Origin of the sequence: Streptosporangium album, assembly GCF_014203795.1 — a bacterium.
Taxonomy (GTDB): Bacteria; Actinomycetota; Actinomycetes; order Streptosporangiales; family Streptosporangiaceae; genus Streptosporangium; species Streptosporangium album.
Genome location: NZ_JACHJU010000002.1, coordinates 688,750 through 704,413 on the forward strand (window position 1 = coordinate 688,750; position 15,664 = coordinate 704,413).

A 15,664-nucleotide genomic window follows, 5' to 3' on the forward strand; every position below is an offset into this window, starting at 1 on the left:
CCCACCTGTGGAGCAGGAGCTGGACCCGCAGACAGCTGGAGAATATTTCGCTGAGTCATTGTCAGCAACCGGCGTTCACGCTGGGTGACAGCTGCTTGTGAGCTTGCTCCCGGTGGAAGAGGACGAGCGCCGCGGCGACGATACCGCCGATCTTCCAAGGGCACTTGCTGACGTTCCGCAGTGCCTTGAACCGCATCTTGAGCTGGGCGTTCGCTCGTTCGGCGAGGGCTCGGAGCGCACCGTGGACCTTGTTGTACTGGATCTGATCGTTGGTGAGTGTGCCACCCCGAGACCTCTTGTACGGCAGGCGAAACCCCATACCCGCATCGACGTAGCCGAGGTCGGCCAACGTGATCAGCCCGTCCTCGGCGGCCTTGGCCAGCGGGTCGAGGAGGCCGTGCAGGCGGGCACAGGTGAGATCGTGTTCACGGCCGGGCCGTACCTCAGAAGTCCACAGCGGGTCGCCGCCGGGGCTGGACAGGACCTGAATGTTGCCGCCGTGCTGCTTGTGTTTTCCACTCCACCACAGGTCGGCGCCGTTCGGGCCCAGGGCGCGGCAGCGGTCGGTTTCGATCAGCGTGCCATCCAGATGCAGGTGGGTGTAGCCGGCGGCCTTCGCCGCCGTGAGCGCCTCCTGTAGCGTCGGCGCCTGGGCCTTCAATACGGTGACCCCTTCTTCGACGTACCGATCACAGGTCGCGTGCGAGATGGCGTTATCGGCGGCCGGCCGGGCGATCCGAGCGCCGTCCACCAGCCAGCGGATGATCAGAACGGCCTGCTTGAACTCGCCCAGCGCCCGAGTGCCCGCGCGGGTGCGGCGCCGTACCCGCTCGGCGCGCAACAGCCCGGCCAGAAACAGCACAACCTCGCGCGGCATGTCCAACTCGGCTGTGTAGGTGATACTGGAGGTCACGTGAAGCCCTTGTGTGCGGTGCGGTGGATCCTTCGACAAGACCCACCCCTACCAGGGGCTTCACGCTTTTCTCTACTTGATCACTCCCACGCCCGCCGTGATCGGCTACACACGGTCATCGACCGTTGCTGACAACGTCTCACTGTCCGTGTGCGGTCTATGCCCAAGAGAAGTATGCGGTGAAGTAGGGACATGAGGGGTGAGAATCTCGGAAGTGACTTACGAGGCTGACGGTTCCGTGAGAACGTCCACTTGGATGTCCACGTACTGCTGAGCTGTTCTCGGACAGGGGTGTATGTCCCGTCCGCAGCGCACTTACTGCTTCGTTCCTCATAGCAAATAGACGAACTTGCGGCGCAGGGCTCGGGGCTGCGGGGGCGGTCGTCCCCAGATCCAGGGATGGGCGTGGGCGTTGAGCTGGGCGGTAGCGAGGGTGACCGCGTGGGCGATCTCGGTGGCGTCGGCGAAGGTCTGCCCGGCGAACGCGGCCCGGCGCAGCAGCCGCCACCAACCCTCGGCCAGGTTCAGCCAGCAGGCCTTGACCGGGATGAACACCTGGCGAATACGTGGATGCCGCAGCAACCACTGGCGGACCTTCCAGCTGGAATGGCTGGACAGGTTGTCGGTGATGACCACGATCGGGCCGCGTCGGTTGGCCCTGGCGATCTGCTGAAGCAGCCCGATCCAGCCGTCGCTGTCGCGTGAGGGCGCGCAGAAGGTGAGCTCGATGCCATCGCGGATGCGCAGGCCGCCGTATACCCAGCTCTTGTCGGTGCCGCGGGAGTAGGTCAGCGGCGCTTTAATCCGGTGTCCGTCGACCGACCAGCCGGGCGCGGGCGGGAAGGTGCGCGGGGTCACCGGTCCCAGCTCGTCGGCGCAGATGACCGTGGTACCGGGCGGCGGGTCGGTGTAGCAGCCGATGACCTCGGCCCTTTTGGGGCGAAGTCCGGATCGGTCGAGGTGGTCCAAGAGCGGGGATGGCGCCAGCGGACCTTCTCTTTGAGCAGGATCCGGCGGACCTGGCTGCGCGCGATGACGATGCCCTGCGCGCGGGCGGCGGCGGTCAGGCTGTCCAGCGTCCACTGCGGCGGGCCGCCCTCATCGGCCGCGGCCAGGTCCCCGGCCTCGTCGCGGACCAGCCGTCCGGGCGGAGTCGAGCGCGCTAGCGCGATGAGCTGTCCGCGTTCGAGCTCGGTGATGCGTGGTTTGCGGCCTGCCCCGGGTCGGTCGCCCAGGCCGGCCAGGCCTTCGGCGTTGAAGCGCTCGATCCGCTCGCGTACGGTCTGCATGTGACAGCCCAGCTTGGCGGCAATGGCGCTGGTGCGCAGCCCCTGCCAGCTGAACACGATGATCTGCGCTCTCATGATCCAGTCGGCCGGGGCATGACGGGCCCCGGCCAGCTTGCAGATCTGTCGTTTCTCTTCGGCGTCCATCGGTGGACGCGCATGCAGCAGTTTCGGCATGACAATCCCCCCTGAGACCATCATCACCCCAGGTCAGCAGGGATCTTTGACTCCATTCAGGAACGCAGCATTACCGGTGGTCTGTTAAATCCGGACGTAGAGGTTGAGGGCATGTCCGGCTCCGACGGTGTAGGCATTCAGAGGTTCGCGATCATGGTGTGAGCACCGCCCGCGCGGTGGGATGATCTTTGGGTGCCGAAGACCCCGGATCGCCGCCCGTCGTATGACGAGCTGGCCGCGTTGGTGGTCCGGCAGATGGCCACGATCGAGGCTCAGCGGGAGACGATCGCGCAGCTGGAAGCGACGGTTGAGCGGCTGACCGCGCGGGTCGCCGAGCTGGAACGCAGGCAGGGCCGCAACTCGGGGAACTCCTCGCTGCCGCCGTCCAGTGACACCTTCGTCCGGCCGGACAAAAAGCCGACGGCCAAGAGCGGGCGCAAACGGGGCCGCCAGCCCGGAGCACCGGGAAGCGGCCTGGCCATGGTCGATACCCCCGACGAGGTCGAAGACCACGTCCCGGCCGCCTGTGGCGGATGCGGGAAGGAGCTGTCGGCCACCGACAGCGTGGGCTATTCGCGCCGCCAGGTCCGCGACATTCCCCTGGCCACCGTCACGGTGACCGAGCACCGCGCGCATCGGTGCCGATGCGGCGGGTGCGGCCGCCTCACCAGCGCGGACATGCCCGAGACGGTGGCAGTGGTTATGACGACTTGAAACGGCCCCACCTGGGCGGCTTGAGCTGGACCCACCTCGGGCCGGTGGTGTGATCCCAGACCGACATGTCGGCTTGAAATGGCCCCACCTTTAGGGTTGCGGTGACAGGCTCGACCTGCTAGATCACGCGCGCCGCGGCAAGGGGGCTTGGTGGCGCTCACCAAAGTCGAGCTGTTCGACCAGATCCGCCGGGATTCGTGGCGTGAAGGCCTAGGCGTTCGGGCACTGGCCCGCAAGTACGGCGTGCACAGGCGACTGGTCCGCGAAGCACTGACGCAGCCCGAACCAACACCGCGTAAGACACCGAAACGGCGATCTCCGCAGTTGGAGCCGTTCAAGAAGGTAATCGACGAGTGGTTGCGCGCCGACCTGGACGCGCCCCGCAAACAGCGTCACACCGTCAAGCGGATCCACCGCCGACTGCTCGATGAGCAGGATGCGGCCGGGCTGTCGTACTCCACGGTGCGTGACTACCTCGCCAAGCGCAAACCCGAGATCCGCATCGAGGAGGGCCGGGCACCGGCCAAGGTGTTCATCCGCCAGAACCATCCGCCCGGCGAGGAGGCCGAGGTCGACTTCGGCGAGTTGTGGGTGAACCTGGCCGGGGTGCTGACCAAGTGCTACCTGTTCGTCTACCGCATGTCGTATTCCGGCAAGGCCATCCACAAGATCTACGCCACCAGCGGCCAGGAGGCGTTCCTGGAAGGGCACGTGGAGGCATTCACCCGGCTGGGCGGCACCCCGACCCGGCACATCCGCTACGACAACCTGACCGCGGCAGTGACGAAGGTTCTCTTCCGCGGCCGGCTCCGGGTGGAAAACCCCCGCTGGCGGCTGTTTCGCTCGCACTACCGCTGCGAGGCCTTCTACTGCGAGCGCGGCATCGAGGGCGCTCATGAGAAGGGCGGGGTGGAAGGCCAGATCGGCTACTTTCGTCGCAACTACCTGTCGCCGGTGCCGCAAGTGGACAGCCTGGCCGAGCTCAACGCCCGCATCGAGCACTTCGAGCAGCTCGAAGACGGCCGCCGGATCGGAGCACGGCTGCGCACCATCGCCCAGGACTTCGCGATCGAAGCGCCGCTGCTACGCGCGCTGCCTGACGATCATTTCTCTACCGGGCTGCTGCTGACGCCCCGCGTCGACCGCTATGGCCAGATCACCGTGCGCTGCTGCCGCTACTCGGTGCCGATTCATCTGATCGGCCGCACGGTGCGGGTGATGCTGCACGCCTGTGAGGTCATCGTCTACGACCGGCACCGCGAGGTCGCCAGGCATGAACGGCTGACCGGCAAGGGCACCGAAACCATCGTGTTGGATCACTATCTGGAGGCGTTGATGCGCAAACCCGGGGCGTTTGCCGGGTCGGTCGCGCTGGAGGCGGCCCGCATCGGCGGCGCGTTCACCGACGCCCACGACGCCCTGTGGTCAGCGGCCCGGCGCTCGCTGGGCGAACCCGGCGCGACCCGCGCGTTGATCGAGGTGTTGCTGCTGCACCGCACCATGGACGACGCCGACGTCATCGCCGGGATCCGCGCGGCGCTGTCGGTCGGCTCGTTCGCCGCCGACGTGATCGCGGTGGAGGCCCGCAAGGCGGCCGATGCCCGCGGCACCGGCCGTCCCACCCCGGGCATCGCCCGCCTGAGCGGGCCGGCGACGGTCCCGGCCGAAAGCCCCCAGGTGACCAGCCTGACCCGCAAACGCCTGGCCGAGCTTCCCCCCGACACCCGTCCGCTGCCCAGCGTGGATGCCTACGACCAGCTGCTGCGCCGCCCGGCGCCCAACACCTGCCACCAAAGCGACACCCACCACCAGGAGAGCGCGTCATGACCCGCAACCGGGGCATCACCGAACCCGCCGCCGAGGCCGCAATCGACACCGCCTGCCGCGTGCTGCGCCTGCCGGCCATCCGTGACCAGTTCGCCGACTGCGCCGACCGGGCCGAGCGCGAACAGCTCACCTACCGCGGATTTTTGGCCGAGCTTTTCATGGTCGAGTGCGACGAGCGAGATCGCCGCCGCGCCGAACGCCAGCTACGCGCCGCCGCCTTCCCCCGCCCGAAATGGCTCAAGGATTTCGACTACGACGCCAACCCCCACATCGAACCCGCCATCATCAACACCCTGGCGACCTGCGAATGGGTCGGCAAAGGCGCCCCGCTGTGTCTGATCGGCGATTCGGGCACCGGCAAGTCGCACCTGCTGATCGGCCTGGGCTCGGCCGCGGCGATGGCCGGCTTCAAGGTCCGCTACGTGCTGGCCTCCAAACTCGCCAACGAACTCGTCGAGGCCGCCGACGACCGCCAGCTCACCAAGACCATCAACCGCTACGGCCGGGTCGACCTGCTCTGCATCGACGAGCTCGGCTACATGGAACTCGACCGGCGCGGCGCTGAGCTGCTGTTTCAGGTGCTGACCGAACGCGAGGAGAAAAGCAGCGTCGCGATCGCTTCCAACGAGACCTTCTCCAAAGCGCACATGTTCGCGGCAACGTGTGCGAGGTGATGCCTAAGTTGTATAGGTTCAGCCCTCTGCCTTAACGGCGTCAGTGCTAATGAGCTAGTTCCATCCTGTCCTCGCAGGTCGGAGGGGGTGGCCTGGCGGTGTTGAGTGTGCTCTCTCCTGGTAGACGGCTGGGATCATGGGTCTCGATCGTCCGCCGGGGGCAAATGTGGATCTTCCGGCTTTCGTCTGCGCTGCCCGGCCTGGGGTCGTTATCGTCCGTGTCCTGGTGATCTCGCCAGGTAATCGTTGTCTTGTCGGCCGGGGGAAGCCATGTCGTCGCCGCTGCTGGAGCGCATCACCATGCGCCTGGTCGCGCTGGGCACGCACGCCGATCGGTTGCGCGAGCAACTGGCCGAGACCGAAGACGAGATGGACCGGCTGCGTGTGGCCGAGCAGGTGGTCAAGGAACTCCTCGCCGACGATCCCGCCGAGCAGCTCAACGCACCCGGCGAGCCCGGCGGTGAGCCGACGCCGTTCTACCAGGTGATGCTCACCCCAGCCCAGGCAGCAGAGCAGGCCTCCCAGGGGATAGAGCTGCGCCCCATACCCGTACCCGTACCCGCGTCCGTGCCCGTGCCCGGCGGTTTGCTGATCCCGCACCGTCACCACGCTGCCGGCACTGATGAGCTGCCCGCCGACTACCAGGCGCTACTGGCCGCGGTACGCGCCGCCGACGGCCCCCTCATCTGCAAGGCGATCTGCGCCCAGCTCAGCCTTTCCACCGAATCGGGGCAGGTCGAAGGCGTGCGGGCCAAGCTGAACCGGCTGGCCGAGCGGGGCTGGCTGCGCAAGACCCCCAGCGGCGCGTTCGCCCCCTGACCTCGGGCGGCCCACTGCGCCCACTGCCGCTTCCCGCAGCCCCTGGCCAGGCCCTGCCCGGGTGAAACATCCCGAGCGTGTCCCCGGCGGGGGCCTGGCGGCGTGTGACCACAACCAAAACCACGACATCGACAACGTCGAAGGCTTCGACGTCCGCCGAAGACACGCCCTCGCCTGTCTACTCCTGCATGCTGCCGCTGTCCACCCAAACCCTCACCTTCCTGGCCGACCTGCTGCGCGCTCATCTCAAGACCATCGGCTCGCGCTGGCGGAAACTGCCCGCCGGGAAGATCGCCACCATCGTGCTGGCCGTCTTACGCCATGACCAGCGCCTGGCCGACATGGCCGGCGCCAACAACGTCTCGGCCTCCACCGTGCGACGCTGGATGCTGGAGACCGTCGAACTGCTCGCCGCCCGCGCACCCCGCCTGGACCGCGCCCTGAAGAAGATCGCCAAAGCCGGTGGTGAGGTCGTCCTGCTGGATGGCACCCTGATCCGCACCCGCCGCCGCACCGGAGCCGACAACCGCAGGAACTACTCGGGCAAGCACAAGGCCCACGGGCTGCTCGTGGTGGCGCTCACCGACACCCGCGGCAACCTGCTGTGGGTCTCCGCCGTCCGGCCTGGTCGCGCATCGGAGATCACCACCGCCCGGCACAACCGCCTCACCGCCCGCCTGCGCGAGGCCGGGCTGGGCGCTATCGCCGACCTCGGCTTCGTCGGCCTGGACGACGATGACGACAATCCGGTCATCATCACCGGCCGCAAAGCCACCCGCGGCAGGCCCCTCACCCCCGCGCAAAAGCAGGTCAACCGGCTCATCAGCGCCGAACGCGCCCCCGTCGAGCACGGCTTCGCCACGTTGAAGGCCTGGCGCATCCTCACCAAGCTCCGCCTGGACGCCATCCACGTCACCAAGCTGCTCCGCGCGCTGATGGTCCTGGCCATCACCGAACACACCCGCTGACCGATGATCACCCACCATGATCAGTACCCACCACCAGCCAGAGCATGCCCTCAACGGATCACACCAGGCCCCTGACCAGCAACTTCAAGTTGGAACGATCTCAATGAGCTGACTCGTCAGACTGGTGGTCGGCGATCAAGTTGGCCGCGTCTGGAAGTGTTACGACAAAATGTGGCTTCCAGCAGTCCGATTCCTCGGTACCGATCTCGGCTCCGCATCCGGAACAGACGAGGTTGGGACCATCCAGCCCATCGAGGCCGCAGCATCCGTTCAGACGTCGGGGGTTGGGGTGGCGTTCTGCGCCCGTGACATCGTCAGGATGCAGGACGAAGCCGTTGTTCCAGCTGGACGTATAAGTCCCCGCCGCCATCCGGGCCTTGCCCGGAAGGTCATGGCCGGCTGATGGCGGAGCGTCCTCCAGGTTGATCTCAGCGGTGAGACGCCGCTCGCAACGGGCGCAGACGAAGAACGACATGAACGCCATTCTGGAGGTTGACCTATGTGCTGACCAATCGGCGCTCCTCATGCGATGGCGTCAGGCAGCCGTCCGGGATCGATCCGGTCGGCGAGATAGATCATGGCGCTCTCGGCGTCCATGCCGAACGCGGCGGCCACGAGTTTGGGGTCCATCATGTTGACCAGGTCGACCAGACGGGTGCTGCGGAGCATCCGAGGTGAGATGTCGCACGGATCCAGGACGTGGCTGACATAGGCGGTGGACGCTGGGGCGTGTCCGGCCTTGGTGCCTTTGGTGACCATCACGTGGGGGTTGTCGGTGCGCTGAGTCTCGCGGTGTGTCAGGCAGCGTTGCAGAATTGTCCAGCTGACGGGGTCCATCGGCACTGGATGGGGCCGCTGTCCCAGCCGGATCGTTCGGGCGGCGGAATCGATGGCGGTGATCTGCAGGTGGCGGACCTCGTTGCTGGAGGCTCCGTGGAGCAGGGCGAGGATTCCCAGCAGGGCCTCGTGTGGGTGAACCGCCGGATCGGTGGTCCATCGGCGAAACAACACACGCTGCTGGCTCAAAGTGAGGGTCTGGCCGGTGAAGCCCTTCGGCGCCTTGGCCGACAGGCCTCCGGTGGGGGCGACGAGCACGATCTTATGAGCTTTGGCGAAGCGGAAGAACTGCCGAACGATCGTCAGCCGTCGCGCCCGGCCTTTGGGCAGCACGGCCAGGAACGCGTCGATGTCGTGCACGTCGGCCAGGGCCCAGTCCTGCTTGCCCCGCTCGTTGTTCAGGAATCTGGCCAGGTCACGCACGGTCGAGAGCACCGCGTCGATGGTGGTGTCGCTGCGGGGCAGAGTCCCGGCCCTGCGGGCTCGTTCGCGTGAGCGCAGCAGGAAGGCGGCGAAGGACTCCACCGCCGGGCGCAGCGGCGCGGGAGTTGCGTCGATACGGCGCCTGCGTCGTCCCTCGGCCAGCCTTGCTGCCTGATCGACTGGCAGCGCCAGCCCGTGCTCGGTGAAGTAGTTCTCCAGGAGGCGGGCGAGAGATCCCATGGAGCGTCCCGGGCGGCGGGCGCGCTCCAGAAGGGCCTGCGGGTGGTTGAGGTGCTCGTCTTCCAGCAGTCGCCCAAGGCTGCTGATCATGGTGCAAGCGCGTCCGACGCTATAGCGGGCGGCCAGCTGCGCGATGAGGTCGCCGAGCCAAGGCGGCGGCTCGGTCAGGCGGGCGGTGAGGTTGTCGCCGGCGATGAAGGGCCGGTCGGGATGACGTTGCCAGCAGGCGGAGCACAGTCCCAGCCCGGCATGAGGGCGGACCTGGCCGCATCCGGCGCAGGCGCGCGGCGGCTGTTTGGACTGCCGGACGCGCGAGCAGTGGCCGCACCAGCCGGTGTCCTGGCGCAGATAGCCGGGGCGGCCGCAGCGCGGACACGGGAGCTGGTCGGCCTGCCGATCGGCTCGGCGCCGGCAGTCGCGACACAGGGTCGTCTCTTGGGTTCGCACCAGATGCCCGCACCTGGTGCACGCCCGTGAGCAGCGGATGCACACTCCGGTGTCGGCCTGCAAGATGCGCTGTTTGCCGCAGCCCGGGCAGGTGTCCTTCGCCGCCTCCTCGGTCAGTCGGCGCCGGCACCGGCTGCAGTGCTGCCGATCGGGATCGTGAAGGCCGACCGAGCCACCGCAGCCGACGCAGTCTCGTTGCCGTTTGCCCATCGCTCACGTTCGCCTTTCCCCGGTCACACCGGCGGCATCGACCGACCACCAGAGGAGGCGCTCTTCGGCTGGTCGACCGTCGCCCGCGGCGCCGGCGCGGGCCGCTCGACGGGCGTGGTGTCCACCTCGAACAGGTCGTTGGGAGTGCACTCCAGCGCGGTGCACAACGCCGCGAGGGTGGACAGCTTCATCTGGGCGGGTTCCTTGGTGAGCAACACCGATACCGATGCCGCCGACAGCTCCAACCCGGCCTTTTCCGCCAGCAGCCGCCGCAACTGGGCACCGGTCCACACCTCGCGCTGCGCCGCAGCCATCCGCAGCTTCCACCGAATCTTCATGGCGAGGGGTCCTCTCGGGTCAGTTCGCTCAGCGTGCCGGCCACCGCGCGTCGATAGGCGTCCTCGATGAAGGTGGCCGAGGGCCGGACATAGCGCATGGTCGAGCTGACCGTCCAATGCCCGAGCAGCTGCTGGATCGCGACCAGGTCGACGCCGCGTTCGTAGTTGTGCGTCGCGCACGCCCGCCGCAGCGCATGCGGGCTGAACCGCTCGGCGGCCGGGCGGCCCTCCAGTTCCATCAGATAGCGCAGCCGGTTGCGTATCGTTCCCGGATGCAGGCTGCCGCCGGACTCGTCGGCGAACAGCACCGTTGAGTCGGGGAACTTGCCGCGCACATCGTCCAGGAACCAGCGCAGCACCAGGTCCAGGTGGTCGAGCATCGGCACCCAGCGAGGCCGGGGCCCGGAGGTGCGAGCGCCCTTGCCGAAGCGGACATGCAGCTTGCCGAACGGACCCCGGCCGAAGTGCACATCGGCTTGATCCAGCAGAGCGCATTCCTCCGAGCGCAGGCCAGCGTGATACAGCGTTCGAAACAGCGCGTAGTCGCGCGCCGCGGGCGCGTACTTGCGGGCGGAGGCGATCCGAACCTTGAGGAAGTCGAAGAACTCCGTCACCCGCTCCGGGGTCGGCGGCGGCAGTTGGGCCGGGGAATCGTCGCCGACATGGCGGGAGGCGTTGAATTCATCGACCGGGCAGACCAGGCGGACCCCGAAGGCCGCCTCGATCTGGGCTGCCTTACGGGTCTGCAGGAATCGGTGGAACCCTTTGAAGATCTGCACGTAATCGCGGCGGGTGGAGGTTGCTCGGCCCGCCACTGCCAGGTCCCCGACGATTCGGTCGATGTCTTCGGGAGTCACCTCCCAGGCCAGACGCCCCAGGGCGGTCAGGGTCCGCTCCAGCAGGCCGGTGTCGTTGTCGATCGTCACCGGGCTGAACCCGCGGGCTGTCCACGAGGCCACGAAGGCCTCGACGCACTCGGCCTGGAACTGCCACGGGTCCGTGGTGATCGGCTCCTGCGGGACGCCACCGCCCTGGACGATCTGTAATCGCGACCGCACCACCGGCACACCTTCCTCGCACCTAAAGGATTAAGGCAGCACCTAACATAACGTGTCTACGCTTTGACAATCGGTGAAACGAGGAAGAACGAAAGATCCCAGGCACAAGCCGAGATCCCGCAAGACGAACAAGTACGAGCCCCAGATGGCTGGACCAAGACCTTCACCGACCCGCGCCTTTGCGCTGCGATCGTCGACCGGCTCACCTTCGGCGGCACCATCATCGAGACCGGCACCGATTCCTACCGGCTGGCCCATACCAAGGCTCAGCACAACGGCACATCCTGATCTCATCCTGCCCCGCGCATCGAGGCGAGGGCATCGCCCGCCCCGCCCCACCACGCCCGCCGTCGCGCCCGGCGGGCGGGCGATGCCCTCGCGGGGCAGGGGTTCGGGGGCGGCAGCCCCCGAGACCACAGACCGCACGATCATCTCGCCGCCTGCCTGCCTGGGGTGGGGCCATTTCAAGCCGCCATGTTTTCACTCAGTGATCAACAAATGGGTCCAGGTCAAGCCGTCAAATGGGGCCAGCTGAAGCCGTCCTAGCCAGTGGCAGGCGCGCCATCGTCGTACGGGCCGAATCTGCGAGCACTGGCCGCCTATCTGCTGGTGTTCCAGCACGTGCCGGTGGAACGCTGCGCCCAGTTGATCGCTGACGTCACCGGAGCCCGGGTCTCGCCGGGCTGGGTGTCGTCGATCCTGGCCGAGGCCGCCACCCTGGTCGCCGACGGCATCAAGGTGATCCGCGCGCTCCTGACGCTGGCGCACGTGCTGCATGTCGATGAGACCACCACCCGGATCGGGGCCGGGCGGCGCTGGCTGCACGTGGCCTGCACGAACACCTTGACCCTGCTCGGTCTGGGCGAACGCTCCCGCCAGGGTGCCAACTCCCTCGGCATTCTGCCCGAGTTCCGCGGGGTGCTGGTGCACGACTCGCTGTCGCTCTACAACGGCTACCCGCACGCCAGGCATCAACTGTGCGGTGCCCACCTGGTCAGAGAGCTGACCGCCGCGGCAGAGGACCATCCCGGCCAGCGGTGGCCGGTACAGATCCGCTGGGCGCTGGCCGAGTTGAACAAGCAGGCCGTCAAGGCCCGTGAGAGTGGGTTGACCGAGATCCCGCCCGAGCGGTCGCGGATCTACCTCGAATCCTTCCACCACGGGATCGCGGTCGGGCTGTCGCTGCATCCCCGCGCGCCGGGACGGAAACAGGCCCCGGCCCGCAACCTGCTGGAACGCCTGCGAGACCGGGCGGCTGACGTGCTGCGCTTCGCCGACTTCCCCGGCTGGGTGCCGTTCACGAACAACACGGGCGAGCGCGCGCTCCGCCCGGTCAAGACCCAGGTGAAGATCTCCGGCTGCCATCAATCCGAAGACGGCGCCGCGCACTGGCTGACCGTCCGCTCCTACCTCGACAGTGCCCGCAAGCACGGGCTGAGTGCCTTCGAAGCGATCCACCGCGCCTTCACCGGCAACCTCTGGATGCCCCCCGTCGCACTCAACGCCTGATCAGCGCGTATCACGCAGCGTCACAGAACCTTCTGATTGCTTACCCGACGGTAGCGAGTAGACGCTGGAGCTCAGGGGGCGGGGGCGCGTTGGACCAGGCACGCCAGTAGCGCTGGAGCCGTGTCCAAGGGGTGAGCCAGCCGCGCACGTGGCGCAGCGCTGACGGCCAAGACGGCCTGAGCTGGGTGTCGGAGCTGATTTTCCCCCCGATCCTCGACGGTCTGGCCACCGTTGGAATGATTCTCACCCGGTGAGGGGAGCGGTTCATCGCCCGGACCCACGGCGCCATCGGGCAGGCCGCTTCCGGCCAGCCAGGTGTGCCAGCAAAAGCAGAACGCGGCCATCACCAGCGTCTGGTGACGGCGGATCGCCAGGGAGGAACGGACCTGGAAATCGGCCCAGCCGAGCTCGTCTTTGACCTGCTTGTAGCCCTGCTCGATCCATGATCTCAGCGCGTACAGACGCACGATGTGCGCGAGGTCGGCCGGCGGGTGCGGGGAGTCGGCGGCGTAGCCGCCGGGACGGCGCAGGTTGGTGGTCAGATACCAGGTGCTCGCATCCGGCAGCATCGCCGGATCGGTGGTGGCGATCACCAGCCGGTAGGGCTCATCGGGACCCCACGGACCCAAGGAGGCATCAGCCGCCCACCAGATCTCGGTGTGGCCGTCACGGAAACGGCGCTGCACACGCGTCCAGTCGCCGGGATGCTCCGGCCCGCCCCAGACCAGGGCACAGGCGGCCTCGACCGGGGTGTGATCGGCGGAGGCGGGCGCCCACAGGCCCTTGCGCCGCTTGAGCGCCAGCACATACGCCAGCCCCAGCTGCCGTAGCTCGCGGCGGTAGTCGTCATTGTCGCCGTAGGCACAGTCGGCCACCACCGCGGTGAAGGGGATCTGGGCCTCCAGCGCCTTGGCCACCAACCGTGCGGCGATCTTCGGTTTGGTGGCGAAGTTCGGATCCGCCGTGCCGCCCGGCAGGCGACACGCCGCCGTGTACGGCTGGGCGTGCAGCGGCACATACAGCCGCTCATCAGCCCATAAAGTGGTGACGGTGACGATCCCGTTGTCGGTCTTACCGAGCCGGCCCAGCCACTGACGGGACACGTGATCGGTGGCGTGCCCGTCTTTGCGGTCGCCGCTGTCGTCGATCACCAACACCCCGCCCCGGTGCGGCGCAACCGCCGGATCGGCCCGCAGTAACGCCACCCGCCGGTCGTTGACCGCCTCGGGGTTCCACACCGATTCCGACAGGAAGTACTGCAGCCGCTGCACCGCCGGATCATTGATTCCCACCACGGGTTCGGCCCCGGCCAGGCAGGTCAGCGTCTTGTTGCGCTCGCGAGGCAGCAACAGCCCGGCCAGATACTCGCGAAACCCGCGCCGCTGCCCGAGCGCGGAGAACAGATCATCGAAACACGCCGCGTACTCTTCCAGCGGACCAGGCGCCACCGGGCACGGCAGACGAGCGGTCATCACCCACCCCCTGAAACGCTCGAACGAGCATTAATAAGGCGATACCCGGCATCATTCTTGATCCAACGAACCACCGTTACTGATCAAGAAATGCAGGCGTGACGTAACGTGATGCCCTTTCCGGGCACTGTTCACCCTGGTGACAGTTGAAGGGTGAGGTACCCCGATAGAAGCGGGGTACCTCACCCTTCAAAGCTGTCACCTGGACAAACGGTCGCTATCAGGTACCCGTCCTCATGGCAAGCCCACATCTTTTGATCAGTACGGACACAGAGACCCTCCCGGACTGACCGGGAGATCCTCTGATCTGGAACTGCCTTGGGAATCGAATCCCAGACCCCTTCATTACGAGTTAGAACACGATCGTCCAGGACCGTCCACAGCCGTCTTCTGGGCCTGCTCGGGTGGGGTTCATAAGGTCCCTCAGTCCATGGTCGTCCAGGTCTGTCCAAGCCTGTTGTTAGCATCCGCATTAGCAAGATTGGCATTTGTGTCTTTCCCGCTTTCGAATCGGTCATCGAACCGCGTGCAGGATCTCCATCGCCTGCAGCACGTCCGTGACGACGTGGTCCGCCTCATGCTCCTGGTTCGGCCAGGTCTGTCGGTCGACCCAGATGGTGCGCAGACCGGCTGCGCGTCCTCCGCCAATGTCGGCAACGAGGTGGTCGCCGATCATCCATCCCCCGTCGGCCAGCACCGCGCCACAGCGCTTGGCCGCGACCTCGAACAAACCGATATCGGGCTTGCGGATGCCGTCGACCCCTGAGAGCGCGTAGGCGTCGACGGCCTCGGCCAGTCCCGTCCGCTGGATCTTGCCGAGCTGGTTGTCCGCGGTGCCGTTGGTGACGATCGCCACCTTCCAGCCCGACGCCCGGAGTCGAGACAGCCCGTCCATCACCTCGGGTCGACAGCGAACGAGGTACGGCATGCGCTGGCGGTAACGGCTCCACAAATCGTCGACCGACTCAGGCAGGGTGAAGCGATCACGGACCTTGGTGAAGAATGCCTCACGGTGCGGGTAGCCGGCCCGGTCGAGAGCGATCAACCAATCAACCGCCTCACCGCCTAAGTCGTGTTTCTTGGCGAATTCCCCCGCCCATACCTGGAATGCCTCATCCAGGTTGATGAGCGTGTTGTCCAGGTCGAAGAGCGCGAGCCTCTGCACGACTGCCAGCTTACTTGGGGACATTTCCCTGCTCGTTTGTGTTTGGACGGCGAGACTATGAGGTCATCCGGTGGCAAGCCGATCCGGAGCGCAGGGCCGCCAGGCCCGAGCACCGGAAGCGGCGCGGCAGCTTCTTGTGATCTCGCGGCGGCCGATATGTGAATTGCTATGTGTTGTAACGCTCTGTTGGAGGACAATACGGGGATGACGGCTCGGCGGTGGGTTCTGGTGGGAACGGCTGTACTGGTGGCCGGTGTAGCCGTAATGCTGATCTGGCTGCAGTGGGAGAGCGCGAACAAGGTCGCGACGGCAGTGTCGGCGCTGGCAGGGCTGGCGGCGGTCGGGGTGGCGGTGTGGGCGAGCTGGCCTGCGGTCTCGGCTGGTGGCGGCCGGGTGCGTGTCAGGAAGACGGGGACGGCGACGGCTTCGGGGGCAGGGGCGGGGGATGCGAACACCGGCGTGGTGGGCAAGTCCGGAGCTGTTCCCGGAGATGTGGTGGTGCACAGAAGCGGGGACGCCAAAGCGTCGGGTGAGGGCGATGCCAACTCCGGTATCCGGTTGAACTGACGCCGTTCGAAGGGCAGGCG

The 15,664-nt window shown here is 67.0% G+C and carries 16 protein-coding genes and 1 pseudogene; 8 read left to right on the top strand and 9 right to left on the bottom strand.

Going from position 1 to position 15,664, the window contains the following annotated elements:
• Positions 1–61 precede the first annotated feature (61 nt).
• The 3 genes from FHR32_RS26905 to FHR32_RS26915 form a co-directional block, all read right to left on the bottom strand.
• Positions 62–877 carry an HARBI1 family protein gene (locus tag FHR32_RS26905; RefSeq protein WP_184757848.1) on the bottom strand — a complete coding sequence of 272 codons (816 nt, stop codon included), beginning with the start codon at positions 875–877 and terminating at the stop codon, positions 62–64.
• A gap of 366 nt (positions 878–1,243) precedes the next feature.
• Entirely contained in the window at positions 1,244–1,834 is a 591-nt protein-coding gene (locus FHR32_RS26910) for an IS630 family transposase (protein WP_312882647.1), read from the bottom strand.
• Positions 1,768–2,376: a helix-turn-helix domain-containing protein gene (locus tag FHR32_RS26915; RefSeq protein ID WP_184753818.1), complete on the bottom strand. Its 609-nt coding sequence runs from the start codon at positions 2,374–2,376 to the stop codon at positions 1,768–1,770. Before FHR32_RS26915 ends, FHR32_RS26910 begins: the two co-directional genes overlap by 67 nt.
• 192 nt (positions 2,377–2,568) lie before the next feature.
• Here FHR32_RS26915 and FHR32_RS26920 point away from each other — a divergent pair, with 192 nt between their 5' ends.
• The 5 genes from FHR32_RS26920 (at position 2,569) to FHR32_RS26940 (ending at position 7,378) form a co-directional block, all read left to right on the top strand.
• The gene (locus FHR32_RS26920; protein WP_184757328.1) at positions 2,569–3,090 is read left to right on the top strand and encodes a DUF6444 domain-containing protein; all 522 of its coding nucleotides are present in this window, start codon (positions 2,569–2,571) and stop codon (positions 3,088–3,090) included.
• 150 nt (positions 3,091–3,240) lie between these two features.
• On the top strand, positions 3,241–4,917 hold the full coding sequence (gene istA / locus FHR32_RS26925) for an IS21 family transposase (protein WP_184757329.1): 1,677 nt from the start codon (positions 3,241–3,243) through the stop codon (positions 4,915–4,917).
• Positions 4,914–5,591 carry an ATP-binding protein gene (locus tag FHR32_RS26930; protein ID WP_184757330.1) on the top strand — a complete coding sequence of 226 codons (678 nt, stop codon included), beginning with the start codon at positions 4,914–4,916 and terminating at the stop codon, positions 5,589–5,591. Before istA ends, FHR32_RS26930 begins: the two co-directional genes overlap by 4 nt.
• A 270-nt stretch (positions 5,592–5,861) precedes the next feature.
• Positions 5,862–6,410, top strand: coding sequence for a hypothetical protein (locus FHR32_RS26935; protein WP_184753076.1), 549 nt, complete (start codon positions 5,862–5,864; stop codon positions 6,408–6,410).
• A 188-nt stretch (positions 6,411–6,598) separates the two neighbouring features.
• Positions 6,599–7,378, top strand: a complete 780-nt coding sequence (locus FHR32_RS26940; protein WP_184753075.1) for a transposase family protein — start codon at positions 6,599–6,601, stop codon at positions 7,376–7,378.
• A gap of 100 nt (positions 7,379–7,478) precedes the next feature.
• Here the strand turns inward: FHR32_RS26940 and FHR32_RS26945 are convergent, their stop codons facing one another.
• From FHR32_RS26945 to FHR32_RS46785, 4 genes are all read right to left on the bottom strand, one after another.
• Positions 7,479–7,853 carry a hypothetical protein gene (locus tag FHR32_RS26945; protein WP_184757331.1) on the bottom strand — a complete coding sequence of 125 codons (375 nt, stop codon included), beginning with the start codon at positions 7,851–7,853 and terminating at the stop codon, positions 7,479–7,481.
• Between the two features lie 47 nt (positions 7,854–7,900).
• Positions 7,901–9,325: a tyrosine-type recombinase/integrase gene (locus tag FHR32_RS26950; RefSeq protein WP_221466227.1), complete on the bottom strand. Its 1,425-nt coding sequence runs from the start codon at positions 9,323–9,325 to the stop codon at positions 7,901–7,903.
• Between the two features lie 233 nt (positions 9,326–9,558).
• Positions 9,559–9,873: a helix-turn-helix domain-containing protein gene (locus FHR32_RS26955; RefSeq protein ID WP_184757333.1), complete on the bottom strand. Its 315-nt coding sequence runs from the start codon at positions 9,871–9,873 to the stop codon at positions 9,559–9,561.
• Positions 9,870–10,931, bottom strand: a complete 1,062-nt coding sequence (locus FHR32_RS46785) for a tyrosine-type recombinase/integrase (RefSeq protein WP_184757334.1) — start codon at positions 10,929–10,931, stop codon at positions 9,870–9,872. Before FHR32_RS46785 ends, FHR32_RS26955 begins: the two co-directional genes overlap by 4 nt.
• A gap of 147 nt (positions 10,932–11,078) precedes the next feature.
• On the opposite strand from FHR32_RS46785, the pseudogene FHR32_RS26965 reads away from it, so the two are divergent.
• Positions 11,079–11,219: pseudogene (locus tag FHR32_RS26965) on the top strand (ATP-binding protein); the annotation flags it as partial.
• A 261-nt stretch (positions 11,220–11,480) separates the two neighbouring features.
• On the top strand, positions 11,481–12,440 hold the full coding sequence (gene tnpC / locus FHR32_RS26970) for an IS66 family transposase (protein ID WP_184757335.1): 960 nt from the start codon (positions 11,481–11,483) through the stop codon (positions 12,438–12,440).
• Between the two features lie 71 nt (positions 12,441–12,511).
• Here tnpC and FHR32_RS43130 read toward each other — a convergent pair whose 3' ends face one another.
• Together FHR32_RS43130 and FHR32_RS26980 are read right to left on the bottom strand one after the other, a co-directional pair.
• Positions 12,512–13,912, bottom strand: a complete 1,401-nt coding sequence (locus FHR32_RS43130; protein WP_221465207.1) for an IS701 family transposase — start codon at positions 13,910–13,912, stop codon at positions 12,512–12,514.
• Positions 13,913–14,426: 514 nt separating this feature from the next.
• Positions 14,427–15,077 (bottom strand): HAD family hydrolase, encoded by a 651-nt coding sequence (locus tag FHR32_RS26980; protein ID WP_184757336.1) that lies wholly within the window; start codon positions 15,075–15,077, stop codon positions 14,427–14,429.
• A 204-nt stretch (positions 15,078–15,281) separates the two neighbouring features.
• Between FHR32_RS26980 and FHR32_RS26985 the strand changes: the two genes are divergently transcribed.
• Positions 15,282–15,644, top strand: coding sequence for a hypothetical protein (locus FHR32_RS26985; protein WP_184757337.1), 363 nt, complete (start codon positions 15,282–15,284; stop codon positions 15,642–15,644).
• The last annotated feature ends 20 nt before the right edge of the window (positions 15,645–15,664 follow it).